16 protein-coding genes and 1 tRNA gene are annotated in these 22,811 nt (G+C 43.6%); 8 read left to right on the plus strand and 9 right to left on the minus strand.

Going from position 1 to position 22,811, the window contains the following annotated elements; translation table 11 throughout:
- Window positions 1–320: 320 nt before the first annotated feature.
- Complete coding sequence (adhE, locus tag VTAP4600_RS09680; RefSeq protein WP_102522610.1) at window positions 321–3,023, minus strand: bifunctional acetaldehyde-CoA/alcohol dehydrogenase; 2,703 nt, start codon at window positions 3,021–3,023, stop codon at window positions 321–323.
- 672 nt (window positions 3,024–3,695) lie between these two features.
- On the opposite strand from adhE, the gene VTAP4600_RS09685 reads away from it, so the two are divergent.
- The gene (locus VTAP4600_RS09685) at window positions 3,696–4,334 is read left to right on the plus strand and encodes a YchE family NAAT transporter (RefSeq protein WP_102522611.1); all 639 of its coding nucleotides are present in this window, start codon (window positions 3,696–3,698) and stop codon (window positions 4,332–4,334) included.
- A 124-nt stretch (window positions 4,335–4,458) separates the two neighbouring features.
- A complete protein-coding gene (locus tag VTAP4600_RS09690; protein WP_102522612.1) occupies window positions 4,459–5,310 on the plus strand; it encodes an ion transporter in 852 nt (283 codons plus the stop codon).
- Window positions 5,311–5,428: 118 nt separating this feature from the next.
- Here VTAP4600_RS09690 and asd read toward each other — a convergent pair whose 3' ends face one another.
- The 4 genes from asd to yejK all read right to left on the minus strand — a co-directional run bounded on the left by asd (window position 5,429) and on the right by yejK (window position 10,331).
- On the minus strand, window positions 5,429–6,541 hold the full coding sequence (asd, locus tag VTAP4600_RS09695; RefSeq protein ID WP_102523956.1) for an aspartate-semialdehyde dehydrogenase: 1,113 nt from the start codon (window positions 6,539–6,541) through the stop codon (window positions 5,429–5,431).
- 119 nt (window positions 6,542–6,660) lie between these two features.
- On the minus strand, window positions 6,661–7,815 hold the full coding sequence (locus VTAP4600_RS09700) for a chemotaxis protein (protein WP_102522613.1): 1,155 nt from the start codon (window positions 7,813–7,815) through the stop codon (window positions 6,661–6,663).
- Between the two features lie 94 nt (window positions 7,816–7,909).
- Complete coding sequence (locus VTAP4600_RS09705; protein ID WP_102522614.1) at window positions 7,910–9,235, minus strand: Hpt domain-containing protein; 1,326 nt, start codon at window positions 9,233–9,235, stop codon at window positions 7,910–7,912.
- A 91-nt stretch (window positions 9,236–9,326) separates the two neighbouring features.
- Window positions 9,327–10,331 carry a nucleoid-associated protein YejK gene (yejK, locus tag VTAP4600_RS09710; RefSeq protein WP_102522615.1) on the minus strand — a complete coding sequence of 335 codons (1,005 nt, stop codon included), beginning with the start codon at window positions 10,329–10,331 and terminating at the stop codon, window positions 9,327–9,329.
- Between the two features lie 82 nt (window positions 10,332–10,413).
- Here yejK and VTAP4600_RS09715 point away from each other — a divergent pair, with 82 nt between their 5' ends.
- From VTAP4600_RS09715 to VTAP4600_RS09735, 5 genes are all read left to right on the plus strand, one after another.
- Window positions 10,414–10,641, plus strand: a complete 228-nt coding sequence (locus VTAP4600_RS09715; RefSeq protein WP_102522616.1) for a YejL family protein — start codon at window positions 10,414–10,416, stop codon at window positions 10,639–10,641.
- Window positions 10,642–10,667: 26 nt separating this feature from the next.
- Window positions 10,668–12,470 carry a DUF3413 domain-containing protein gene (locus tag VTAP4600_RS09720; protein WP_102522617.1) on the plus strand — a complete coding sequence of 601 codons (1,803 nt, stop codon included), beginning with the start codon at window positions 10,668–10,670 and terminating at the stop codon, window positions 12,468–12,470.
- A 248-nt stretch (window positions 12,471–12,718) separates the two neighbouring features.
- Window positions 12,719–12,809 (plus strand) — tRNA-Ser (locus tag VTAP4600_RS09725).
- A gap of 527 nt (window positions 12,810–13,336) precedes the next feature.
- The gene (locus VTAP4600_RS09730) at window positions 13,337–14,113 is read left to right on the plus strand and encodes a hypothetical protein (protein ID WP_102522618.1); all 777 of its coding nucleotides are present in this window, start codon (window positions 13,337–13,339) and stop codon (window positions 14,111–14,113) included.
- 59 nt (window positions 14,114–14,172) lie between these two features.
- Window positions 14,173–16,029, plus strand: a complete 1,857-nt coding sequence (locus VTAP4600_RS09735) for a hypothetical protein (protein WP_102522619.1) — start codon at window positions 14,173–14,175, stop codon at window positions 16,027–16,029.
- An 82-nt stretch (window positions 16,030–16,111) separates the two neighbouring features.
- Here VTAP4600_RS09735 and VTAP4600_RS09740 read toward each other — a convergent pair whose 3' ends face one another.
- Window positions 16,112–17,020: a histone deacetylase family protein gene (locus VTAP4600_RS09740; RefSeq protein ID WP_102522620.1), complete on the minus strand. Its 909-nt coding sequence runs from the start codon at window positions 17,018–17,020 to the stop codon at window positions 16,112–16,114.
- 216 nt (window positions 17,021–17,236) lie between these two features.
- On the opposite strand from VTAP4600_RS09740, the gene VTAP4600_RS09745 reads away from it, so the two are divergent.
- Entirely contained in the window at window positions 17,237–17,923 is a 687-nt protein-coding gene (locus tag VTAP4600_RS09745) for an SDR family oxidoreductase (protein ID WP_102522621.1), read from the plus strand.
- A gap of 85 nt (window positions 17,924–18,008) precedes the next feature.
- Here the strand turns inward: VTAP4600_RS09745 and VTAP4600_RS09750 are convergent, their stop codons facing one another.
- The 3 genes from VTAP4600_RS09750 to VTAP4600_RS09760 form a co-directional block, all read right to left on the minus strand.
- Window positions 18,009–19,973 carry a DNA topoisomerase III gene (locus VTAP4600_RS09750; RefSeq protein ID WP_102522622.1) on the minus strand — a complete coding sequence of 655 codons (1,965 nt, stop codon included), beginning with the start codon at window positions 19,971–19,973 and terminating at the stop codon, window positions 18,009–18,011.
- Window positions 19,974–20,074: 101 nt separating this feature from the next.
- A complete protein-coding gene (locus tag VTAP4600_RS09755) occupies window positions 20,075–20,623 on the minus strand; it encodes an NAD(P)H nitroreductase (RefSeq protein ID WP_102522623.1) in 549 nt (182 codons plus the stop codon).
- 144 nt (window positions 20,624–20,767) lie between these two features.
- The gene (locus tag VTAP4600_RS09760) at window positions 20,768–22,780 is read right to left on the minus strand and encodes an NADPH-dependent 2,4-dienoyl-CoA reductase (RefSeq protein WP_172443110.1); all 2,013 of its coding nucleotides are present in this window, start codon (window positions 22,778–22,780) and stop codon (window positions 20,768–20,770) included.
- Window positions 22,781–22,811: the final 31 nt, after the last annotated feature.

Here is a 22,811-nt window from a genome sequence, read left to right on the forward strand (position 1 = left end):
GCCACCCTCAAGCACAATCTAGGTCTGATTGAGTATCGGGCTTCACGCTATTTTGCACGCTTACCCACCTAAATTGCCGAATCAGGTTCACTTTCGTTGTGTACTGTTAACTTCCTATCGCTTCCTTCAAACCCTGCCGTTGGCCAGCAACGCCCTTGCGATTCGGATTATCTTCCCCTCAATCAGGGTGATTTAGGCTTCTTTCAGCCTAATGGGTTTGCCAGCTTCGCTGGGCAAACAAAAAAAAGGCCCCGCCAAATTTGGCGGGGCCTTTACGATCTTACTTAGGTACGTTTCGTGCTAGCGAAAACTTATCTCAATTAAGCGGTCGCTTTTTCTTTTTTCGCTTTAGTGGCTGGTTTTGCAGCAGCTTGGTCTTCTGTTTTCTTGATAACAGTCGTACCTTCAAACGTTTCGCCTTCAACAAATGCTTTACCGTAGTAAGAAGCGGTTAGCACTTCTTTCAGCTCACTGATTAGTGGGTAACGTGGGTTAGCACCTGTACATTGGTCATCGAATGCTTCAACTGATAGTTGGTCAAGTTTCGCTAGGAAATCAGCTTCTGGAACACCAGCTGCTTGGATTGATAGCGGGATATCAAGAGCAATTTTCAGTTCTTCTAACCATGCTAGTAGACGTTCAATCTTCTGAGCAGTACGGTCACCAACTTGGCTTAGGCCTAGGTGGTCTGCAACTTCAGCGTAACGACGACGAGCTTGTGGGCTTGCGTACTGAGAGAACGCAGTTTGCTTCGTTGGGTTGTCATTCGCGTTGTAACGAACCGTGTTAGAAATCAACAATGCGTTAGCTAGGCCGTGTGGTACGTGGAACTCTGCACCCACTTTGTGAGCCATTGAGTGACATACACCAAGGAAAGCATTCGCAAACGCAATACCAGCGATGGTTGCCGCATTGTGAACTTTCTCACGAGCGATTGGGTCAGCAGCGCCATTAGCGTAGCTTGATGGTAGGTATTCTTTAAGCATCTTAAGCGCTTGAAGAGCTTGACCATCTGAGTATTCGTTCGCAAGAACTGAAACGTAAGCTTCTAGTGCGTGAGTTACTGCATCGTAACCACCAAACGCTGTTAGAGACTTAGGCATGTTCATAACAAGGTTCGCATCAACGATAGCCATGTTAGGAGTGAGTTCGTAATCTGCTAGTGGGTACTTAGCACCAGTTTTGTCGTCTGTTACAACAGCAAATGGCGTTACTTCAGAACCTGTACCAGAAGTAGTTGTTACACATACTAGCTCTGCTTTTTCACCCATTTTAGGGAACTTGTAGATACGTTTACGGATATCCATAAAGCGCATTGCTAGTTCTTCAAAGTGAGTTTCTGGGTGCTCGTACATTACCCACATGATCTTAGCCGCATCCATTGGAGAACCGCCACCTAGAGCAAGGATCACGTCTGGTTGGAAGCTCTTCATTGCTTCAGCACCTTTCTGAACAACAGAAAGTGTTGGATCTGCTTCAACATCAAAGAATGTTTGAACTTCGATACCTTGAGCTTTAAGCAATTTAACGATTTCGTCAGCGTAACCGTTGTTGAATAGGAAACGGTCCGTTACTAGGAATGCACGTTTCTTACCTTCAAGATCGCTCATTGCGATTGGAAGGCTGCCACGACGGAAGTAGATAGACTTAGGTAGTTTGTGCCACAACATATTTTCAGCTCGCTTCGCAACAGTTTTCTTGTTGATTAGGTGCTTAGGACCTACGTTTTCAGAGATAGAGTTACCACCCCATGAACCACAACCAAGAGTTAGAGAAGGCGCTACGTTAAAGTTGTAAAGGTCACCGATACCACCGTGAGTAGTCGGGATGTTTACAAGGATACGTGCAGTCTTCATCTTGTCACCGAAGTAACGAATACGGTCTGCGTTTGTATCTTGGTTAGTGTAAAGACCAGATGTGTGACCGATACCACCGATTTCAACCATTGTTACTGCTTGTGCTACTGCGTTCTCGAAAGAAGAAGCACGGAACATACCAAGAGTTGGAGACAGTTTCTCATGAGCGAACTCGTCGTCGTAAGATACTTCGCCAATGCCTTCACCAACAAGAATCTTAGTATCAGCAGGAACTTTAACACCCGCCATTTCAGCGATTGCCGTTGCAGGTTGACCAACGATTTTTGCGTTTAGGTTACCGTCGATTAACAGTACTTTACGTACTTTATCAGCGTCTGCTTTGCTTAGTACGTGAGCTTTGTGAGTAGCGAAACGCTCTTTCACTTCGTCATATACTTCGTCCATAACGATAACTGCTTGCTCAGAAGCACATACAACACCGTTATCGAATGTTTTAGACATAAGAACTGATGCTACAGCACGTTTGATGTCTGCAGTTTCATCGATAACAACTGGAACGTTACCAGCACCAACACCGATTGCAGGTTTACCTGAAGAGTAAGCCGCTTTAACCATGCCTGGACCGCCAGTTGCAAGGATAAGAGCAATGCCATCGTGCTTCATAAGAGCATTTGAAAGCTCTACAGATGGTTGGTCAATCCAACCGATGATGTCTTTTGGTGCGCCCGCACCTACTGCTGCATCAAGAACTAGCTTAGCTGCATCATTCGTCGAGTTTTTAGCACGTGGGTGTGGCGAGAAGATGATGCCGTTACGAGTTTTAAGAGAGATTAGAGATTTAAAGATTGCTGTAGACGTTGGGTTCGTCGTTGGAACGATACCACAGATGATGCCTACTGGTTCAGCGATAGTCATTGTGCCGAACTCTTCGTTCTCTTCTAGAACGCCACAGGTTTTTTCGTCTTTGTATTTGTTGTAGATGAATTCAGACGCGAAGTGGTTTTTGATTACTTTGTCTTCAACAATACCCATGCCAGATTCTGCTACCGCTTGTTGCGCTAGAGGAATACGTGCTTGGTTAGCTGCTAGAGAAGCTGCTCGGAAGATTGCGTCTACTTTCTCTTGTGAGAATGTTGCAAACTCTTCTTGTGCTGCTTTTACGCGAGCGACTAGAGCATCTAGTTCAGCCAAATTTGTTACAGGCATAATGAATCTCCTAAAGAATAAAAATTATTTAAAAACTATTTATTAAGGTAGCAAGTTTTGTTGTTAAACCTTGAAATCATGAAGATTCTTTAAACTGACATACTTAGTAAATTGCTTTCAAAACTGAGTATAATCTTTCAATCTTGTAAAATAATTGACTCAGATCAGTTATGTAAAATTAATTGCGATAAGTTATTTAACAAACCAATCAATAAGCACTTAAATCACTAATTATTAACGATAAAGTTATTTATTTTTAGCAGTGCAAAAAATAGCCCATTAGACATCGCTAAATCAAAGCAAGCTTACTACCCTGTAAAAAAGTTTCATTTTTAACCAAAATACAACCGTGGACATCAGTGTCCGCGTGCTACAGGCTAGTATATAGGATGTGATATTCATCACCACACATGTCACACTATTTTATTGAAACTGTGCGCATTGTTGCATTTTTACATAAAAATACTTTTTATGTATGTTTGTGTCTAATTTATAGGAAAAGTTAATAGCCTTGTTATCAACTTAACTTAACCGCCAAATTTTTTGTCAAAAGGGACAAAATTTATCTCGTATTTCACTTAAACTTGACTAAAATCGAACTCGATTTACCCGAGCTGAATTAGAGGCTCTTCTCCTCTATTTTATCCTGTGTTCTATTGAGACCTTCTCATCATGCAAACTATCGAATTCGCTATCTACTTACAGTTTTTTCTAGGCTTAGTGGCCGCCGTCAACCCGGTTGGCATCATGCCGGTTTTTGTATCACTGACTAACCACATGTCGCCTGAAGAAAAGATTAAAACAGCCACTACAGCTAACATTGGTGTTTCCGTAATATTGATTGTGTCTCTTATCGCTGGTCAGGCGTTACTCGATATGTTCAGTATTTCATTGGACTCATTTCGAGTGGCCGGTGGTTTACTGCTTATGAGCATTGCTTTTTCAATGATGAGCGGAAAGATTGGTGAGGATAAACAAAACAAGCAAGAGCAGACCGAGCACATCAGCCGTGAACAAATAGGTATTGTGCCTTTGGCTATGCCTCTAATGGCGGGGCCGGGTGCAATCAGCTCTGTTATCGTATTTGGTTCTCGTTACCCAACTTGGTTCGATACGTTCGCCATTGCTATCACCGTTATCGTTTTTTCTTTTTGTAGCTGGTTGCTGTTCCGCTCTGCGCCTCTGATTGTCCGTTTTCTTGGCCAAACGGGGATCAACGTTATCACCCGTATTATGGGCCTAATTTTGGCGGCACTGGGTATCGAGTTTATCGCTAATGGTGTGCGGAATCTTTTCCCAGGTCTTGCGTAACCCTAGCCTCAGGTAATAGTAACCCTACCTAGCCAGATAGATCTCGCTATCTGGCTTGCTACTCTGTTTTTCTCTCGTGATCAGTTAATATAGATCCATTCGCCCAAATTTTCGTTTAAAGCACATGGCCAAACATTCGTTAAAACATCATTTGTACGTCATCATCTTTGGTACGCATACTAAAGGTGGCCGTTGGTTCGATATTTCCCTGATCGCGGCTATTTTAGTATCGCTTTGCGTATTGATCGGCGACTCCGTCCTCGCGAGCGATTCCGAAATATCACACCTATTCTTATACGCAGAATACGGGTTCACGGCGCTCTTTACGGTAGAGTATCTATGCCGACTTTATTGTTCGCCTAAGCCGAGTGCCTATGCAAAGAGCTTTTATGGCATTATCGACTTACTGGCTATTCTTCCGACCTACCTAGCATTCTTCTTCCCCGGCGCCTCTTTCATGGCGGTTATCCGTCTATTAAGAATCATGCGAATCTTCCGAATATTGAAATTGATGCGGTACTTGCAAGATTCCAACCTTCTATTACGTTCGCTTATCATGTCACGCAGGAAGATCATCATCTTCTTCAGTACTGTCGCTATCTTGGTCACAATCTTGGGATCCATGATTTACGTTGTAGAAGGGCCAGAAAACGGATTCACCAGTATTCCTCAAAGTATCTATTGGGCAATTGTCACCATTACGACGGTGGGTTATGGCGACATTGTTCCTCATACTCCACTAGACAAAGCACTTGCTGCCTTTACTATGTTATTGGGCTACTCCATTCTCGCTGTACCCACCGGGATTATTACCGCCGAATTAAACCAAGAAATGAATGCGCACCGCAGTTTAGTCAAATGCCCTAACTGCTCTCGCAGTGGGCACGAAACAGACGCACTGCATTGCAAACACTGCGGAAGCGAATTGGCGACACCTGAAGATAGAGTTGTCCCGATAGAAACCGACAAGCCTTAGGGAAAACGGGGTTAACGCATCTCAATACCCGCCAAAAACAAAAAAACGCTTCTAATTTCTATATATAGAAGCTAGAAGCGTTTTTCTTATCGACTGAGTGTCGATAGACAATCAGATCTTATTTTTCAGCAAGTATGATTCTCAACGTACGGCGAAGTGGCTCGGCAGCACCCCACAATAATTGGTCACCTACCGTAAACGCATTTAGGAAATCATCACCCATCGACATTTTACGTAAACGACCAACCGGTACAGACAAGGTGCCGGTTACTTTAGCTGGAGTCAGTTCTTGCGCCGTGATGTCACGATCATTAGGAACCACTTTAACCCAGTCATTGTGCGTTGCGATCATTTCTTCGATTTCATCCATCGGGATGTTCTGCTTTAGTTTGATCGTAAGTGCTTGAGCATGACAACGCATGGCACCGATACGAACACACGTACCATCAATGGGTACTGGAGAGTCTTGAAGACCTAAAATTTTGTTGGCTTCAACTTCGGCTTTCCATTCTTCTTTGCTTTGACCGTTTTCACGCTTTACATCAATCCAAGGGATCAATGAACCGGCTAGAGGCACGCCAAATTGGTCTGTTGGGAAAGAAGAAGAACGAAGTGTTTCTGCGACTTGGCGATCGATGTCTAGAATTGAACTTGCAGGGTTAGCCAGTTCGCTGCCAACGCTGTCATTGATAACACCCATTTGAGAAATCAATTCGCGCATGTTTTTAGCACCCGCACCAGAAGCGGCTTGATACGTCATTGCGCTCATCCACTCGACATGGCCTTTTTCGTATAGGCCGCCGAGTGCCATCAACATCAGGCTTACTGTACAGTTACCACCGACGAACGTATTCGTCCCAGAATGAATGCCTTGTTGGATTTGACTCAAGTTTACTGGGTCTAGAGTAATGATTGAGTCGTTTGCCATGCGTAACGTAGAAGCGGCATCGATCCAGTATCCTTTCCAACCCGCTTGACGAAGAGCTGGGTATACTTTTTCAGTGTACCCACCACCTTGACAAGTAATGACTGCATCCAATTGTTTTAGGCTGTCGATATCAAATGCGTCTTGCAGCATACCCGCATCTTTACCTAATGCTGGTGCTGGAATACCAATTTGTGATGTGCTGTAAAATACAGGTTCAATCAGGTCAAAATCCTTTTCTTCAACCATTCGCTGCATTAAAACTGAGCCAACCATACCTCGCCAGCCAACTAAACCTACTTTCATCATCTCTACGCTCCCTGTGTTCTTTAAAATATGCTTTCCCCATCTATAAAAGTTTCTGTTATGGAAAACAACCCTTTTTAGATGAAAAATGTAAAAAAAACGTTCGGAGGGCTATTTTTCTACTTTTTCAATGCACTTTCTTTGGTTTTTTTACCCACAAAGTACCCCAATGCGAAAGGCGCAAAGAAAATCACTAAAACGAATAAGATAAAATAGATGAGTACACTTTTTATAAGCTCGGTAAGCTCTTGAATCGCTAAAGTCACGACGTCTTTTGACAATTTATCCATGTCTTGGGTGAGCATCGCTCGTTGCTCCGCCACCACTGCTGCGATTTCTACTCGCTCTCTTGATACCATGCTGTCAAAGGCTTGCCTCTCTTGAGTTAACTTTTCGAGTTTCTGATCCGTCATGAGATCGATGTCGGCAATTAAGGGTTGCAGCTCCTTACTCATTTCTTGAGCTAAGTACCTCATATACTCTGGATTATTGGTGACAAAATCTTGGAATTTATACGACGTCTGAGTGATGCTGTCTAAAGTTTGATTCAGCTTTTCGCCACTTAGCGTGCTGTTTCTGGCGATCAGCTCAGCTTTCCACGCCATAATTTTCGGTGTTTGTTCAGAAACAAGACTCAGTCGGTCAGAAACATCCCCCAGAGCTTCGGGCATAGAACCCAACGTGGAGACCGCTTCACTTTCATCAATACCTTGCGATGTTAACCAGTCATTAAAGGCAGGAGAACGGCGAAACCAAATATCCGTAAAAGGGTGCTGCTTTGCAAAGTTATGACTGAATGTTCGACTTGATTGATACGATTGCTTGCTAAGAAGTTTACTGGCTAAGGAGTCAAATTGGAGCGCTAACGCATGCGATGCAGACTTTGCTTCCCCCGAGACGAACAGGCTTTGACCAGCTTCGGTTGAAAAGAACGCATCCATCTGCAAGGTGAATACCCATGAATCAATCAAGCCAGCCATTGGCGAAACTTGATAAGCCGAGTTTTGCATACCCTCGAGCGCGTAAATTTGCCATAACAACAGGTTCGACTGATAGGCGGTATCACTTTGATCGGCTTGTCTAGAAAGTTGCTCAGCGGCATCCTCTACTTGAGTAAAAAACGACTTCGCATATTCACGAGTCAAAATTCTCATATTGAGTTCTTGTTTCGTTAAAGGCACTGAGTCAGTTTCTAGCTTTAACTCAAACACAGAGCAGCCGTTGATTAATAGAACCGCTAAAAAAACTATCCAATGCTTGTTAAAACAACGCATCATATCAAACCTATCTAGGAAATTATCGCAAGCATTCTAGTCTCAACCTTATTAAAGGTATAGAGATAAAGAGTAGCAAAGCAGATAAAAAGACCTACTTAACGGTTTTCAGATAAACCAATACCTCAGCCACAACCTGAGACAGGTCATTTTCAAGCTCCGTGAGTAGATCAAGTGGAAGCTCAGCACACTCTTCCAGCATTTTTTCCAACTTAAGTGCCGTGCTTTTAAGGTCGGCCGCCCCCAAGTTACCAGCAACGCCCTTAAGACTATGCGCAGCACGCAATGCCATCACCCGATCTTTTGCAAAATACGTCTTAATTTTTTCGGCATCATTTTGGTGGTCAGCTAAAAAAACGTCCAAAACCATGACAACGGATTCAGTGTCTTGATCAAATGTTTCGAGCATATAGTCGATATCTAATTTGTTGTCAGGCTTATTCTTAATCGGCATCGCTTTTGGTGCTACGGCAGCTACGGCCTGGTTGGTGTCACTCGATATCTGTTTTTCTGCAACTTGGGATTCTACGGGGTGATCTTGCGCTGTTGGTTCTCGTGCCCGTGTGGATTGATTGTGTTGCAACACGTTTAATTCAAAGGGGTCTGTCGTGTCACTCGGTGCAATGTTCGATGAATTGTTTAGCGAATGGTCTTTCTTTGTCTGACCAATCAGCACAGTGACAAAGATAACTAAGAAAGCAAAAAATCCAGAGAAGATCGAAATATACAGTAAACCACTTTCGTGTTGGGCATAGTCAGCATCCATCCTGCTCACTTCATTTTTTATGGTGCTATCCAGCAAACCAGTCAAAATAATTGTAACTTGAGCTTGCTCAGCTAATACCGAAGACGTCAACGACAATAGCGCTTGGAGTTTTTCCTTATCGGGAGAGGTGAGTAATTTTGAACGAGTTAGCAGTGATTCAAGGACGAGATAGTCAACGTCATCGGAATGCTCTCTTGCATAAAAGGCCGCGAATAAAAAAGAGCCAAGTTCGTGATAAAGCGGTAAGGCCTCAGACTGTTTATCGTGATGAGCCTGATGCTCTATTTCAACCGACAAACCTCGTTGGTTTAGCTGCAAACTAATATAGTCGCTGGCCTGGTTTTTAAACCGGTCGGTAAGATAACCTAATTGAGTAAGATCGCTCGAAATCAACCCGTTGTTGTTAGTCTCATTAACCAATTGAAGAGCGGATGATATTCTTACTATACCGCGCTCCAACTTCGAAAGTTGCGCCATTCGATCATCTTGAGGCGTCGCTAGCGAGCTTCTAAAATTTTCAAATTCTCCAGCCAACACTCTCAAAGAAACCCGCTGAGATTGCACAGCTTGATGTTGGATCAGCACCAAAGTAGCACTCAAACCCCATAGTAAAAATGCAATCAGCAGGTACCACTTCAAATGACGCTTATTCATCTATATAGCCATCCTTTGCTACCAATCAGAAATTGGGTAGACTTCAGCCCACCCTATTACTGTTGAATTATCACGTTCTAATTATTGCTTGTTACGAATTTCTACGAGTAAGCTGATCTCGTAAGTTTGGTGGAGTACCTTTGATCGTTAACGTGTCTGTCTCTGGATCATAGAAAATACGCTCACCTAATAGCAAACTATCAAAGTTTATTGATACGCCACCACCTGCGCCAACAAATTTAGTTAGCTTTCTTACTGTGGTACGATCACCAGGGAAACTTTCTTCTAAATCATAACCCTGCTCTTGAGTGTAGTCCAAAAAGCTAGTGCCATCACTGCTCGCTGGCAATTCACCAGACAACTCTTTTATTGCGACTTCATCGCCAGATTTGATCTGCTCGTTACAATAATCAGCCACTTGCTTACGATAATTAGATGCTTCTTCTTTTTCTAGTTTTTCATCACTGCAAAAATCCTCTACCGCTTGCATCAGTACCAGGTTTTGCTGCTTAGAGTCCAAACCCACTTCCGCTTGAAGAAAATCTAGGAAGAAATCCGACACTTTACGACCCACACGACCTTTAATAAAAGCCAGGTAACGGTTTGACTCTGGATCACTGTGGTAAGTAGATAGGTCAATTCTTGCCGCGATGTCCATTTTTGTGATATCTAAATAGTCAGTCGCACTGATATCTAAACCTTCTGTCACTTTAAGGCTTTGGTTTGATGGCAACAAACCAATAAACAAGAAATCTGTCGCAAGCGATTGATATTCAGCAAGAACCAAAATCCCTTCATCCGCAAAAGGATACTTAGAGAGTTCTTCTTTCAAGCGATTTGCACTAATTTGTGAGAAATCGTAAAAATCTCGCTCACCTTGGCGAAATTCTTGCAACCATGATTTAAAATTGCTGTCGGAACTAAAGGTACCAAAGCCTTTGCCTGCTTTGCTATTAAATACACGATGCAGTTCAGCAACAAGGCTTTCTGAAGATGCGTCGTTTTCCAAAGCGGCTTGGCGAAAGTTAACCACTAGCTCGTCTTGGTCATTTTTCTCTAATTGATGAAGAATTACGTTAGAAAGATAAAGGCTCATAGGGATTTTTTACGTTCTAGTTTCAGTTGTAAGTGAGAGTAGGTTATCATAAGCCGCTTTTACTATCATTATTAGAGTCTATATGCCTATTACATCGAAATACAGTGACGAACAAGTTGAAACTATTCTGGCAGAAATTGCTGCCGTGTTAGATAAACATGGAGCGGGTACTGAGCTAACATTGATGATTGCAGGGAATATTGCGACCAATGTACTAAATCAAAACGTTGCGGCTTCACAACGTAAAGCGATTGAAGAAAAGTTTGCACAAGCACTGACTTCATCTGTTGATGGCCATGCTTCTCACTAATACTAAATATTAAGAACGATTATTAAATGGTAGATAGCGGAAATTCATACAGTGAACGTGTTTCAAAGCTAGTAAGCTGGGGACATTGGTTTGCCTTCTTTAACATCATTGCTGCGATGTTAATTGGTACACGTTATATCACTCAGTCTCCATGGCCTGAAACAACGTTAGGGCAAGTGTACCTTTCTATTTCTTGGGTCGGTCACTTTAGCTTTCTGATTTTTGCTATCTACATATTAATCCTGTTCCCAACCACGTTTATTTTGCCATCTCGCAAACTATTCCGCTTTGTTGCCGTCTGCTTTGCAACCGTTGGCCTAACTGCACTATTGCTTGATACCCAAGTTTATCAAGAGATGCACCTGCATCTAAGTCCTTTAATTTGGGAGCTATTAGTCAGTAAAGAAGGGAATTTGGCGCCAAAATGGCAGCAGTTATTTATCCTAATTCCTGTCATATTCCTGCTCCAGCTCGCCCTCTCTGAATGGGTATGGCGCAAACAAAGAAAACTTGCACACAAGCATATTGGTAGGCCACTCGCGGGCGTCTTTTTTGTTTGTTTCATGGCAAGTCACGTCTTATTTGCATGGGCTGATGCGTATTTCTATGGCCCGATAACGAGTCAGCGCGCTAATTTTCCTCTTTCTTATCCGATGACGGCAAAAAGCTTCATGGAGCGCCATGGGCTTTTGGAACGCACAGACTATCTACAACGATTAGATGAATACAGCGGTGAAGTGAAGCTAGTGAAGTACCCACTTGAGCCTTTGCAGTACAATAACCGTGGTGACAAATATAACGTATTGGTTGTCATGTTAGATAACATGCGTGCCGACACGGTATCAGAACAAAATACTCCTAACCTGTATCAGTTTGCACAAGAGAGTCAGTACTTCCAAAATCACTACAGTGCTAGTAACGATATGTACGGCGTGTTTGGTTTGTTCTATGGTTTACCAAGCAGTTATGCCGATAGTATTAAAGCACAGGGTGATAACCCTCTTATGCTCTCTTTACTACAAGAAAAAGATTACCAGTTTGCGCTATTTAGCGGAGACAACTTTGATGATGACCTTTATAACGAAACCATTTTTCGCAATCAGTCTTCAAAAAACAGCGAGACTCCAGCAGAAGAGCAAAATGACGAACGCGCTGTGAATGATTGGCAAAATTGGCTAGCAGACTCATCATCTGAGCCTTGGTTTAGTTACATTGAACTAAATACGTTGGCAAATTCACAGCATATCAAGACAGAGCAACTATCAAATAATGATACTTCTGTTCGTTTGAAAAAGGCCTATTTGGAAGCAACATCAAATGCAGATGAGCTAATAGGAAGCATCATAGAATCGCTTCAAGAAGCAGACCTAATAAAGAACACGGTGGTTGTATTTACGTCCAACCATGGCACCGAATTCAACGACACAAAAACAAATTCTTGGGGTTCAAACACCAACTACAGTAAGTTCCAACTTCAAGTTCCGATGATCATTCATTGGCCGAACATGGAACCGACTAAGTACACCCATAAAACAAGCCATCTCGATTTCTCTGCGACGATTTTACATGAACTGATTGGTGTATCGTCTAACCCAACGGATTTCAGTAGCGGTAAGAATTTATTTGATAAAGAAAATCGCAGCTGGATCATTGCGGGAGATCGACGAGAAGTTGCGCTGATTACAGACAAATCCACCACTGTGGTTGATAAGTTTGGTAACTACAAAGTTTACAATCAAGACTATCAACGCCTTTCAGATGCAAAACCGAAACTGTCTATTCTGATGCAAGGTTTATCTGAGCAAAAACGCTTTTTCAACGAACAGTAGTTGTTGCTTGTAACATCCTTAGCTTCAATACGTAAACGCCGTAGACTGAGTCTGCGGCGTTTTACATTGTGCAGGTTTTGTTTCTCCTTTAGTTCGGTACTGGCTCCCACCCCGTCGATAAGTACCTAACAATTCACCATAAAATGATAAAACCCTATTTTTTACCCTAAATTGCGCACAAAACCAGCAAACGATTCATTTGGGGGTTTACAAGGTTTCCAGTCCCCTATATTATTCGCTTCAACAACGGAGAGATGGCTGAGTGGTCGAAAGCACCGGTCTTGAAAACCGGCAGTCGTTTGTAGCGGCTCTAGGGTTCAAATCCCTATCTCTCCACCAATTCGAAGAAACCGCTAATTATTTAGCGGTTTTTTTTCGCCTTGAATTTGGGAGGTAAGATTTGAAGCAAATCCCCCCTAGTCCTTGTCTGGCTCCACCAATTCAAAAAAACCATTAATCATTTAACCGCTTTTTTCGTCTTGAATTTGGGTGGTAAGATTTGAAGCAAATCCCCCCCTAGTCCTTGTCTGGCTCCACCAATTCAAAAAAACCATTAATCATTTGGCGGTTTTGTCGTCTTAATTTTGAGAATAATACTCAAAGCAGCGTCTTCAAATTCCAAACCATAATCACTCGCCTTTTCCGATGCTATTGAAAATAAAACGTTTATCTCGTCGAAAATCCAAATCGTAACCGCGCTATAACCAGTGCTACCCATCTATAAAATGAGTGATAGTGATCACTAATATATAAAATATCAATAACTTCACCTTGTTTGTTAGCTTATGATTGCATACGAAAAATCTAATATAAGAAACACGGCACTAAGCCACTTTATTGATATATCTATTAGGGAAGAATACTGAATGAACACACGTTGGTTGTATAACAACAAAACCATACTTGCGACGGCGATTACTGCGGCACTAGTTTCTGGCTGTGGGGGAGGCAGCGATGACTCTACATCATCAAATCCGTCACCATCTAAGAGTTTCACAGTAACAGCATTGGATGGCTACTTACATAAAGCGTCCGTAAACATTGATAGCGATGGTGATGGTATATGTGAGACAAACGTCGGGTTAACTGATGATAAAGGTCAAATAAAGGTTAGTGAGCTACATAAAGGTAAAGCGGTATGCGTAACCGCTACCGCAGGAACAACGATTGATATGACCCGTGGTCTTATTGCTCAGGCCTTCACGCTTAAAGCACCTGCAGGCTCAGAGGTCGTTAATCCTCTATCTAACTTAGTTGTGGAAAAATTAGAAAAAGATAACACCCTTACATTAGCTCTTGCTCAGAAAGCAGTGGTTGACGCTATCGTTGAAAGTGGTGTTCAAATTGATGAAACCGATGCGTTTGGGGATTATCTTGCAACGTCTAACTCTCCGGAAGATAAACTTAAGAGCAAGCAATTAGAAGTTATTGGCGAAGTCCTAGTTGATAACCATGCTAAAACTAACATCACGCCAGAAGCAAAACTCACCATCGTTAAGCAAGTTGCAACTGAAGTCAAAAACAAAGCAACAGCGAACGATTTAGAGGGTTTCAACCCAATTATTGGTGACATAGCAGAAGATGGAAGTGTCGCGCCAATTACAGTTAACCACCGACCAGTAAGTGCTGGTGAAAAAACCTGACAAAGACAGCAGAAGCATCCGGTGGGACTGCCAATTTCAATCTAGTAGCCGATCATGGCTTGTTATTTAATGACAACGACACCGGTGACGTTTTCACCTACAAAATTGCCGTCGATAGCGGGCACCAAAATGGGGCAACGATCAGTAACGATGGTGTGCTTTCTGGTGTGAAAATGGATAAATCCGGAGTATATGGCTTCTACATTTCGGCAGTCGATAATCACGGTGCAAAATCTAACCCAGTAGAGTTTATTCTTACCTTAACTTCAACAAATGCAGCGCCTACTATCGATTCAACGGTTCAAGCGGCATTAGAACAGACTCTTAAAAGCCTCGACTTCACAAAAGGCGTTGAATTTCCGAGCCAAACATTCAGTTTAGATGGGTTATTCCTTGATGAAGATGTTGCTTCTTTGACTATCAAAACCCATCTAGACGGGTTTGGGCTTTCTTCATCTATTGTAGATAGGCAATTGGTTATCGCAGGCACCCCTACTGTCGAAGGTGAAGTTAACATCGCTATTTGGGCCGAAGATGGAGTCAACCAAGATCAAGCCAGTACCACAATTTTCTTCACGGTTAAACCTTCCGATGTAGCGGTCACCCACCCACTAGAAAATCACGCATTTTATAATATTGATAATCAGAGTATTTCTGAGCACCCTCAACTTACGTGTAACGGTGTCGAGTTTAAAAACGGCCTTGTCTATTTCTCGCCAAAACAAAACGAGCTCACCTATGCGTGTATTGAGCCGACGGAGCACGTGGGAACATATCAAGTGAATGGCGATACTCTACGAACCACGGTTACTGAAGAGAACAAAACCGTCGTAGATGACTTCACAATTCTAAAGCCAATAGATACTTTCACTAATAACGGCTACTTCGTCCGGGCAACCTCAGTCGCCGGACAAAATACCGGAGGACCAACGGTCTGGTTAACAAACTTCTTTGGTAATACAAAACACGCAGATTTGGCACTAAATATGGAAAGTGGCTATAGCTTGTATCGTTACTTTGTTTGGAAAAATGATCAGTACATAAACGGTGACGTAGGCATAACACTGAATGGCCGATCCAACCTAAATGAACAACCTATTGCCGCTGTTAGTTTCAGCTCTACTCTAACATGTGCAGATTTAGGAACAATTTATGGTAGTTTCTATCTCTCTAACGAAAATCGCTCAACAGCCATCACAACGCTATGTCAGGACACCAGCAATGGAGAACCGGTTATTACGTTCAACAATTTGAACGGTACCGGAGATGACAACTTAATCGATGGTAAGTATTACACCATCACATCTGATCTCACTGCGGGCTACCAAGATAAGATGGCACCACTAGCAATGCGTGTGAAATACATAGCGACCAAGGCGTGTAACACCTCAGATGATGCGGTCAATCAAAATGATATTCCGACTTCATTAACGACACCAGAGCAGTACCAACAAGCCATCTCAGAATGTAAGAGCAATAGCGCAACAGTCACAAACGTCGAGTCCGTAATCACCAACTTTGTTCGAACCTTAGCCTCTAAGTCATTTTCTTTACGTAGCTCCCAAGATAACTACGTGTTCTATGAAAATAACCTTGGAGAGCGTTCGGTTCACATCAAAGAACTGAATGATTCAGGTCAGAATGGTGATACCGTCACTGAACAGCTAGTCGCGAAGGCTAAGTGGAAATATGAAAATGGAGATATCGTCATTTTCGAAGCAACACATCCGACTAATAACAATGCGATGAATGTGAAAGAAACCATCGCCCTTACCAGTTGGAGCTACGAAGAAAAAAACCTTGCTCTGAAAAAACTATTTCAAAGCGATGAGTACGATCAACACCAACTTGGTGGTTGGGAGACTCATGGAAAAATGTCTTCTATCGTTTACTCATTAAAAAGCATTTCTCACTAAGAAGTAGCGTCCAGTACAATCTTTAACATTAGGTGACTGGTATCCCAAAAGGCGCTGTTATTTCAGCGCCTTTAATTTATTCTCAGAAAACACGCTCCACCGCGTGTAGCAACTGCATATGTAACGGCACCAATTCAGCATGATCAGCTCGATACCCCCCTCCAACGACGGCTGCAATAGGTATCCCTTTTTCTTTAGCCATACTTAGCATCAAACAATCTCGCTTGTACAAGCCTTCCGTGGAAATATTCATATAACCCAGCTCATCATCGATATGAATATCAACACCCGCGTCATAAACGATAAGATCCGGTTGGTGGTGTGCAACGGCCATTGTCACGACGGACTCAAAATATGACAAGAACACATCGTCCTCGCACTCTCGCTCCAGAGGAACGTCGTAATCGGAACTTGGTTTTCTTGCGGGGAAGTTCTTTGCGCAATGAAAAGATAAGGTGACAATGTCTTCTCTGTTAGCGCAAAGGGTCGCCGTACCATCGCCATGATGTACATCAGAATCAATAATGAGCACTTTATCAACGCCATCTTTGTCAAGAGCAAAATGAGAGGCTAAAACCAAATCGTTAAATAAACAAAAGCCACTGCCGTAATCGTAATGAGCATGGTGATACCCACCACTTAAATGTACTGCAACACCTTCTTGTAAGGCCATTTGAGCTGCGAGCACTGTTCCCCCAGCTGAAGTCAAAGAACGCTCAATCAGCTCTTTACTCCACGGGAAACCGATGCGTCTCATTTTGGCGGCAGGTAACTGGCCTTCAACCAATGACTCAACGTAAGCCAATTCGTGTACTGAACAAACGTCTTCAACGCTTAAAGGCTCCGACTTGCATACCTTTATTGCGATGCCCTCTGTTTGCTCCCATACTCGTACGTGCTGGTACAACAAACGATATTTATTAATCGGATAGCGATGGCCTGAAGGCAGGGGCAAATCAGAATAGATAGGGTGATAAATAACAGCTAGCATGGCAAATCAATAATACGAGATAACAAAAAGTTATGTCTATGTTAACGGTTCAGGCACTAGAAATCACCTTACTAAAATGGCTCGCTTGCGAGATATGACTTAGATCAAGGCATCCTATTAATTACATCAGACTCTACTTAAGGATTGATCTCTTCACTTCCAGCTTACAGAATAATTCGCTACAGTGATTTTCCGATAAAACAAGGTGGAGGCTCAATGAGCCATGTAATGATTACCGGCGCCAATAGAGGCATCGGATTAGCACTAGTGCAGCAATACTTAACCAATGGCTGGCAGGTTTCTGCTACTTATCGACTGGCATCGAGCGCTCAAGAGCTGCTCGAGTTAACGGAACAATACCCAAACCTGACACTTTACTGCATTGATATTACCGATTACGACGAAATTGCCAGTTCCGTGTGTGAGATTGACCCCATCGACGTTCTGATAAACAACGCCGGATATTATGGACCAAAAGGATACGGCTTCGGTAAAACCGATGTTAATGAATGGCGAAAAGCTCTAGAGGTGAATACCATTGCACCATTAAAACTAGTCGAACTCCTGCACGAGAAGCTAGAAAACACCTCAGGAAAAACCATTGTTTGTATTTCTTCAAAAGTCGGCAGCATGACAGAGAACACCTCTGGTGGAGGCTATATCTATCGCTCTTCTAAAGCGGCGCTCAATTCTGTCGTAAAAAGTCTTCACAATGATTTATCAGAACAAGGTTATAAAGTCGCTGCATTACACCCTGGCTGGGTTCAAACTGAAATGGGTGGACCAAATGCTTTAATTTCCACAGACGAAAGTGCAAAAGCATTATTCAAGCTTATCTCAACACTCACGCCACAACAAAGCGGGCGTTTCATTAACTACGATGGTAACGAATTACCTTGGTAATCGTCAACGCCCCTCACACCGTTAAGAACCGAGAGTAAACTGCCTCACCGCCATACTGATAAAAGAAGCGCACGGATACGCGCTCTTACTTTTTGTTAGATGAACCTCTAGTTTTCGCCGCTCCCTTTTTGGCTCCTGTCGCTCTTCGTTTTTTATAAGCCGGACGTTCAACTTTTGGCAAATGACGCAAAGATTCCGGAACTGGCCCCGTTTTTACTTGAGTCATTAATCCGTCAATTTTATCTTCTAATGCTTGCATGAAAGGTTGGTAAGCTTGATTCTTTTCTGCCATCCCCTGCAACTGATGCTCCCAATGTGCGGTCATGTCTGGAAAAGTGGAATCATTGGGTAACGCGTGTATTAATCCTCTTCCAGCCACAGAACTGTGGATAGCTTTACCCTGTCTCGTAAGCAATTGTCGCTTAAATAGCGTATCTAAAATACCGGCACGAGTGGCTTCTGTCCCGAGGCCATCAGTATCTCTCAGTATTTTTTTAAGCTCTTTATCTTCAACAAAACGAGCTATGCCTGTCATCGCTTGTAATAGGGTAGCTTCCGTAAAGTACTTTGGTGGTTCGGTCTTTCTATCTTTGATGTCACCCTCACGGCAAGTTAGCACTTCCCCTTTATTTAACGGTGGGACGGTATCCACCCCGTCATCATCTTCAGCGGCTGCTTTGCCTAGCAAGGCTTTCCATCCAGGTGACAGCATCTGCTTACCTTTCGCAACAAACTGACCACCAGCGATATCGAACACCAGCTTAGCTTCGGCATATACCGCCGCAGGATAGAACTGCATCAGGTATTGACGCGCTATCTGCTGATAGATTTTCATTTCATGGCCAGACAAAGCGTTGGCCGACGCCTTTTTGGGGGTTGGGATAATGGCGTGGTGGGCATCCACCTTTTTGTCATTCCAAGCTTTAGATTTAATCGACAGATCAGCCCCGTTGACCGCTTGTGCCAACTCGCTTGTATTGTTTGCAATCGCACTTGTGACCGACGCCGCCTGAGCATAATGTTCATTGGGCAAGTATCGGCAGTCCGAACGCGGATAGGTGATGAGCTTGTGTTTCTCGTATAAAGATTGACAAGTATTGAGAACATCTTGAGCACTCATGCCAAATCGTTTAGCTGCGTCAATTTGCAAAGAAGATAACGAATAGGGCAAAGGCGCATTTTGTTTGGTTTGCTTTTGCTCAGATTCAACCACGGTTGCCGGTTGCCCCTTAATTCGATTAGCGACATTCTCGACCAGCTTGCGGTTCAGAACTCGCCCTTCTTCATCTTGCCAAGGCGCACAGGCTTCACTTGGTATCCAACGAGCTCGAATATCAAAAGTACCATGAGTAGATTGATAAGGAATAAGAGCATGAAGTGTGAAAAAATCTCGCGGAACAAAGTTCTCTATCTCTTCATCTCGGCGAACCACTAGGCCTAAAATAGGGGTTTGTACACGCCCAACAGACAGCACACCCTGATATCCTGCCTTTTGGCCAAGCAAGGTATAAGCGCGAGTCATATTCATCCCGTAGAGCCAATCAGCACGAGAACGAGCGAGAGCAGAAACAGAAAGAGGAATGTAATCGCGATTAGAACGCATCGTCGTCAACGCTCTTTTCACTGCAGGTAAGTTCAAGTCGCTGATCAACAGGCGTTGCATCGCGCTTTTTTTTGTTTTAGACACTTTACAATAGTCGATGACCTCATCGACCAGCAGTTGCCCTTCTCTATCAGGATCCCCTGCATGCACTATGTCACTGGCACTTTTTAGCAGCTTTCTTATCACCGTAAGTTGCTTGCTCGAGCTTTTGCGAGGACGTAGTTGCCATTGATCTGGCACGATAGGTAAATCGCCTAAATTCCATTTTTTGTATCGGTCGTTATAAGCGTCTGGTTCGACTTGCTCTAACAAGTGACCAATGCACCAAGTAACAATGTCGCCATTACCACAGCGGATAAAACCTTGATCATTTTTATGAGGTTTAGGTAACGCTGAAGCAATAGCACGACCAAGGCTGGGTTTTTCGGCAATAAACAGGCGTGACATGCAAGATGTTCTTTTATAGGAATAAGAGCCACATTATCCAATCTGGCTCTGGGAATGCAAGAAAAACTGGCTGTATATACAGCTACTAATTTCTATAAGTGCTATAGGTACTCAACAAATTTACCAAGATCGCGTTTTGGCGCACCCATCGGTTCACAACCAGGAGTCCCCAAGTGCAGGAATCCGACAATTTTGTCTTCGCCCGTTAAACCCAAGCCTTGCTCAACATGAGGATGAAACATTAACGGCCCTGAACGCCAAATACCCTGAAAACCTTGCGCTACCGCTGCCATTTGCATCGCTTGCACTGCACAGCCCGCTGACAAGTGTTGTTCAAATGCAGGGACTTTAGGGTGTTCCGATACTTTTGCCACAACAGTAATAACCATGGGTGCTCGGTGCGGCGCGTTCTGAGCTTTTCCTTGAGCGATTTCATCGCCACCCTCTGCCACTACGGCGTCGTGCAATAGTGTGCCTAACTTGGTGAGCCCCTCTCCTTGAGCAATCAAGAAACGCCACGGAGTGAGACCACCGTGATCCGGAGCTCGTAGCCCCGCTTGAATGATGTTTTCTAACGCGCTTCCCTCAGGGGCAGGCTCTGCAAGACGAGCAATCGATCGGCGATTTAGTAGCAGTTCTAACGCATCCATTATAAGTACTCCATTGTTTTTCTTAACTTTAGCATAACACTCAATATTTATTGACGCGCAAAAAATAAGGGTATTGAACCTTTCTAGGTTCAATACCCTTTTATATCATGTAGGCACCAGTAAGAATGCGCTGGTTATTTGATATTACAAGCTTATTGCCAGTTTCACACCTTGACGAATGGCACGAACGGCATCAAGTTCACCGGCCTGATCTGCGCCGCCAATAACATGTAGCTTATCGCCCATCTCTTCCCACATTTCATGGAATGGACGAACCGATTCTTGGCCGGCACATATTACAACCGTATCGGCTTCAAGCAACTTCGCTTCGCCGTTATGTTGAATATGCAAACCTTGATCATCGATCTTGTCGTAACTCACGCCACCCATCAGGTTGACACCGCGTTTTTCTAGCGTGCGTTTATGTATCCAGCCCGTGGTTTTACCCGGCCCTTTACCCACGCGACCTTTACGACGTTGCAATACCCACACTGTTTTTTCTGATGACTCATGAGGGTATGGATACAAACCGCCAGGGTGGGCAATCTCTTTATCAATGCCCCAATCATGTAGCCAATCATCAAGATCATGACCATGAGGTTCTGTCAGCATAGACGCAACATCCACCCCAATACCACCCGCTCCGACAATCGCTATTTTGTCTCCAACGAGGGACTTTTCTTTTATCAGGGTTTGGTAATCAATTACTTTTTCAGGGTTGTCTATCCCTTCTATCTTTACTTTACGCGGCGCAACACCGGATGCCATGACGATTTCATCGTACTGATCCAAAATGTCATAAGTGGCTTCTGTTTCCAGTTTGAGATTGACACCCGTATCATCAATACGATTAGCAAAATAGCGGATGGTTTCTCTGAACTCTTCTTTGCCCGGGATTTGCATCGCCAACCTAAATTGGCCACCAATGCGGTCATTTTTCTCAAATAGGTCAACATCATGACCCCGTTCCGCAGCCGTCGTTGCACACGACAAACCAGCAGGGCCGGCACCGATAACAGCAATACGCTTTTTAACCGTCGCTGGTTGTACGACAATTTCTGTTTCATAACATGCTCTTGGATTCACCAAGCACGTGGCGCGCTTGCCTTTAAAAATGTTGTCCAGACACGCTTGGTTACAGCCGATACAGGTATTGATCGTTTGTGCTTGCTCGCGTTCCGCTTTGACAACAAATTCTGGGTCCGCTAAGAAAGGCCTCGCCATCGACACCATATCAGCATGACCGGACGCCAGTGCTTTTTCTGCTTCTTCTGGTGTATTAATTCGGTTACACGTAATAACAGGAACATTCAAATGGGGTTTGATTTTTTCCGTCACCCAAGAAAATGCCGCTCGCGGCACTTGTGTGGCAATCGTCGGGATTCGAGCTTCATGCCAACCAATACCAGTGTTGATAAGAGTAACACCTGCTTTTTCGAGTTCTTTCGCAAGCAACAACACCTCTTCAAACGTACTGCCCTGCTCGACTAAATCCAGCATAGACAAACGGAAGATGATCATGAACTCTTCGCCTACGGCTTTACGAATTGATCTGACAATTTCTAATGGAAAGCGGATTCTATTTTTGTATTCTCCGCCCCACGAGTCGTAACGCATGTTGGTTCTTGCACAAATAAATTGATTGAGTAAGTAGCCCTCAGAACCCATTACTTCTACGCCATCGTAACCCGCAAGTTGAGCCAGTGAGGCACTGTTAGTAAAGGCTTCAATGGTTTTCTTGATTTGTTTTTCGCTCATTTCACTCGGCGCGAATTTGGCGATAGGTGCTTTAATCCCTGATGCGCTTTGCGCGAATGGATGCATTGCATAACGACCAGCATGCAGTATTTGTAGCGCTATTTTACCGCCGTGCTTATGCACCGCCTCAGTCACAACCTGATGCGCCTTGGCGTGTTTCGGTTTACTAAACTCAGCACTTAACGGGTGTAATCGACCCCGTAAATTGGGAGAGAAACCACCGGTTACAATAAGGCCAACGCCACCTTTAGCCCGCTCCTCATAAAACGCCGCCAATCGGTGCATGCCTTTTTTGTCTTCTTCAAGACCGGTGTGCATTGAGCCCATAAGGACACGGTTACGTAGTTGAGTAAATCCTAGGTCAAGCGGTTCTAATAGGTTCGGATACATAGGCGACATCACTTATTCACGTTTATAGTTATGGTCTGAC

Source organism: Vibrio tapetis subsp. tapetis (genome assembly GCF_900233005.1).
GTDB lineage: Bacteria > Pseudomonadota > Gammaproteobacteria > Enterobacterales > Vibrionaceae > Vibrio > Vibrio tapetis.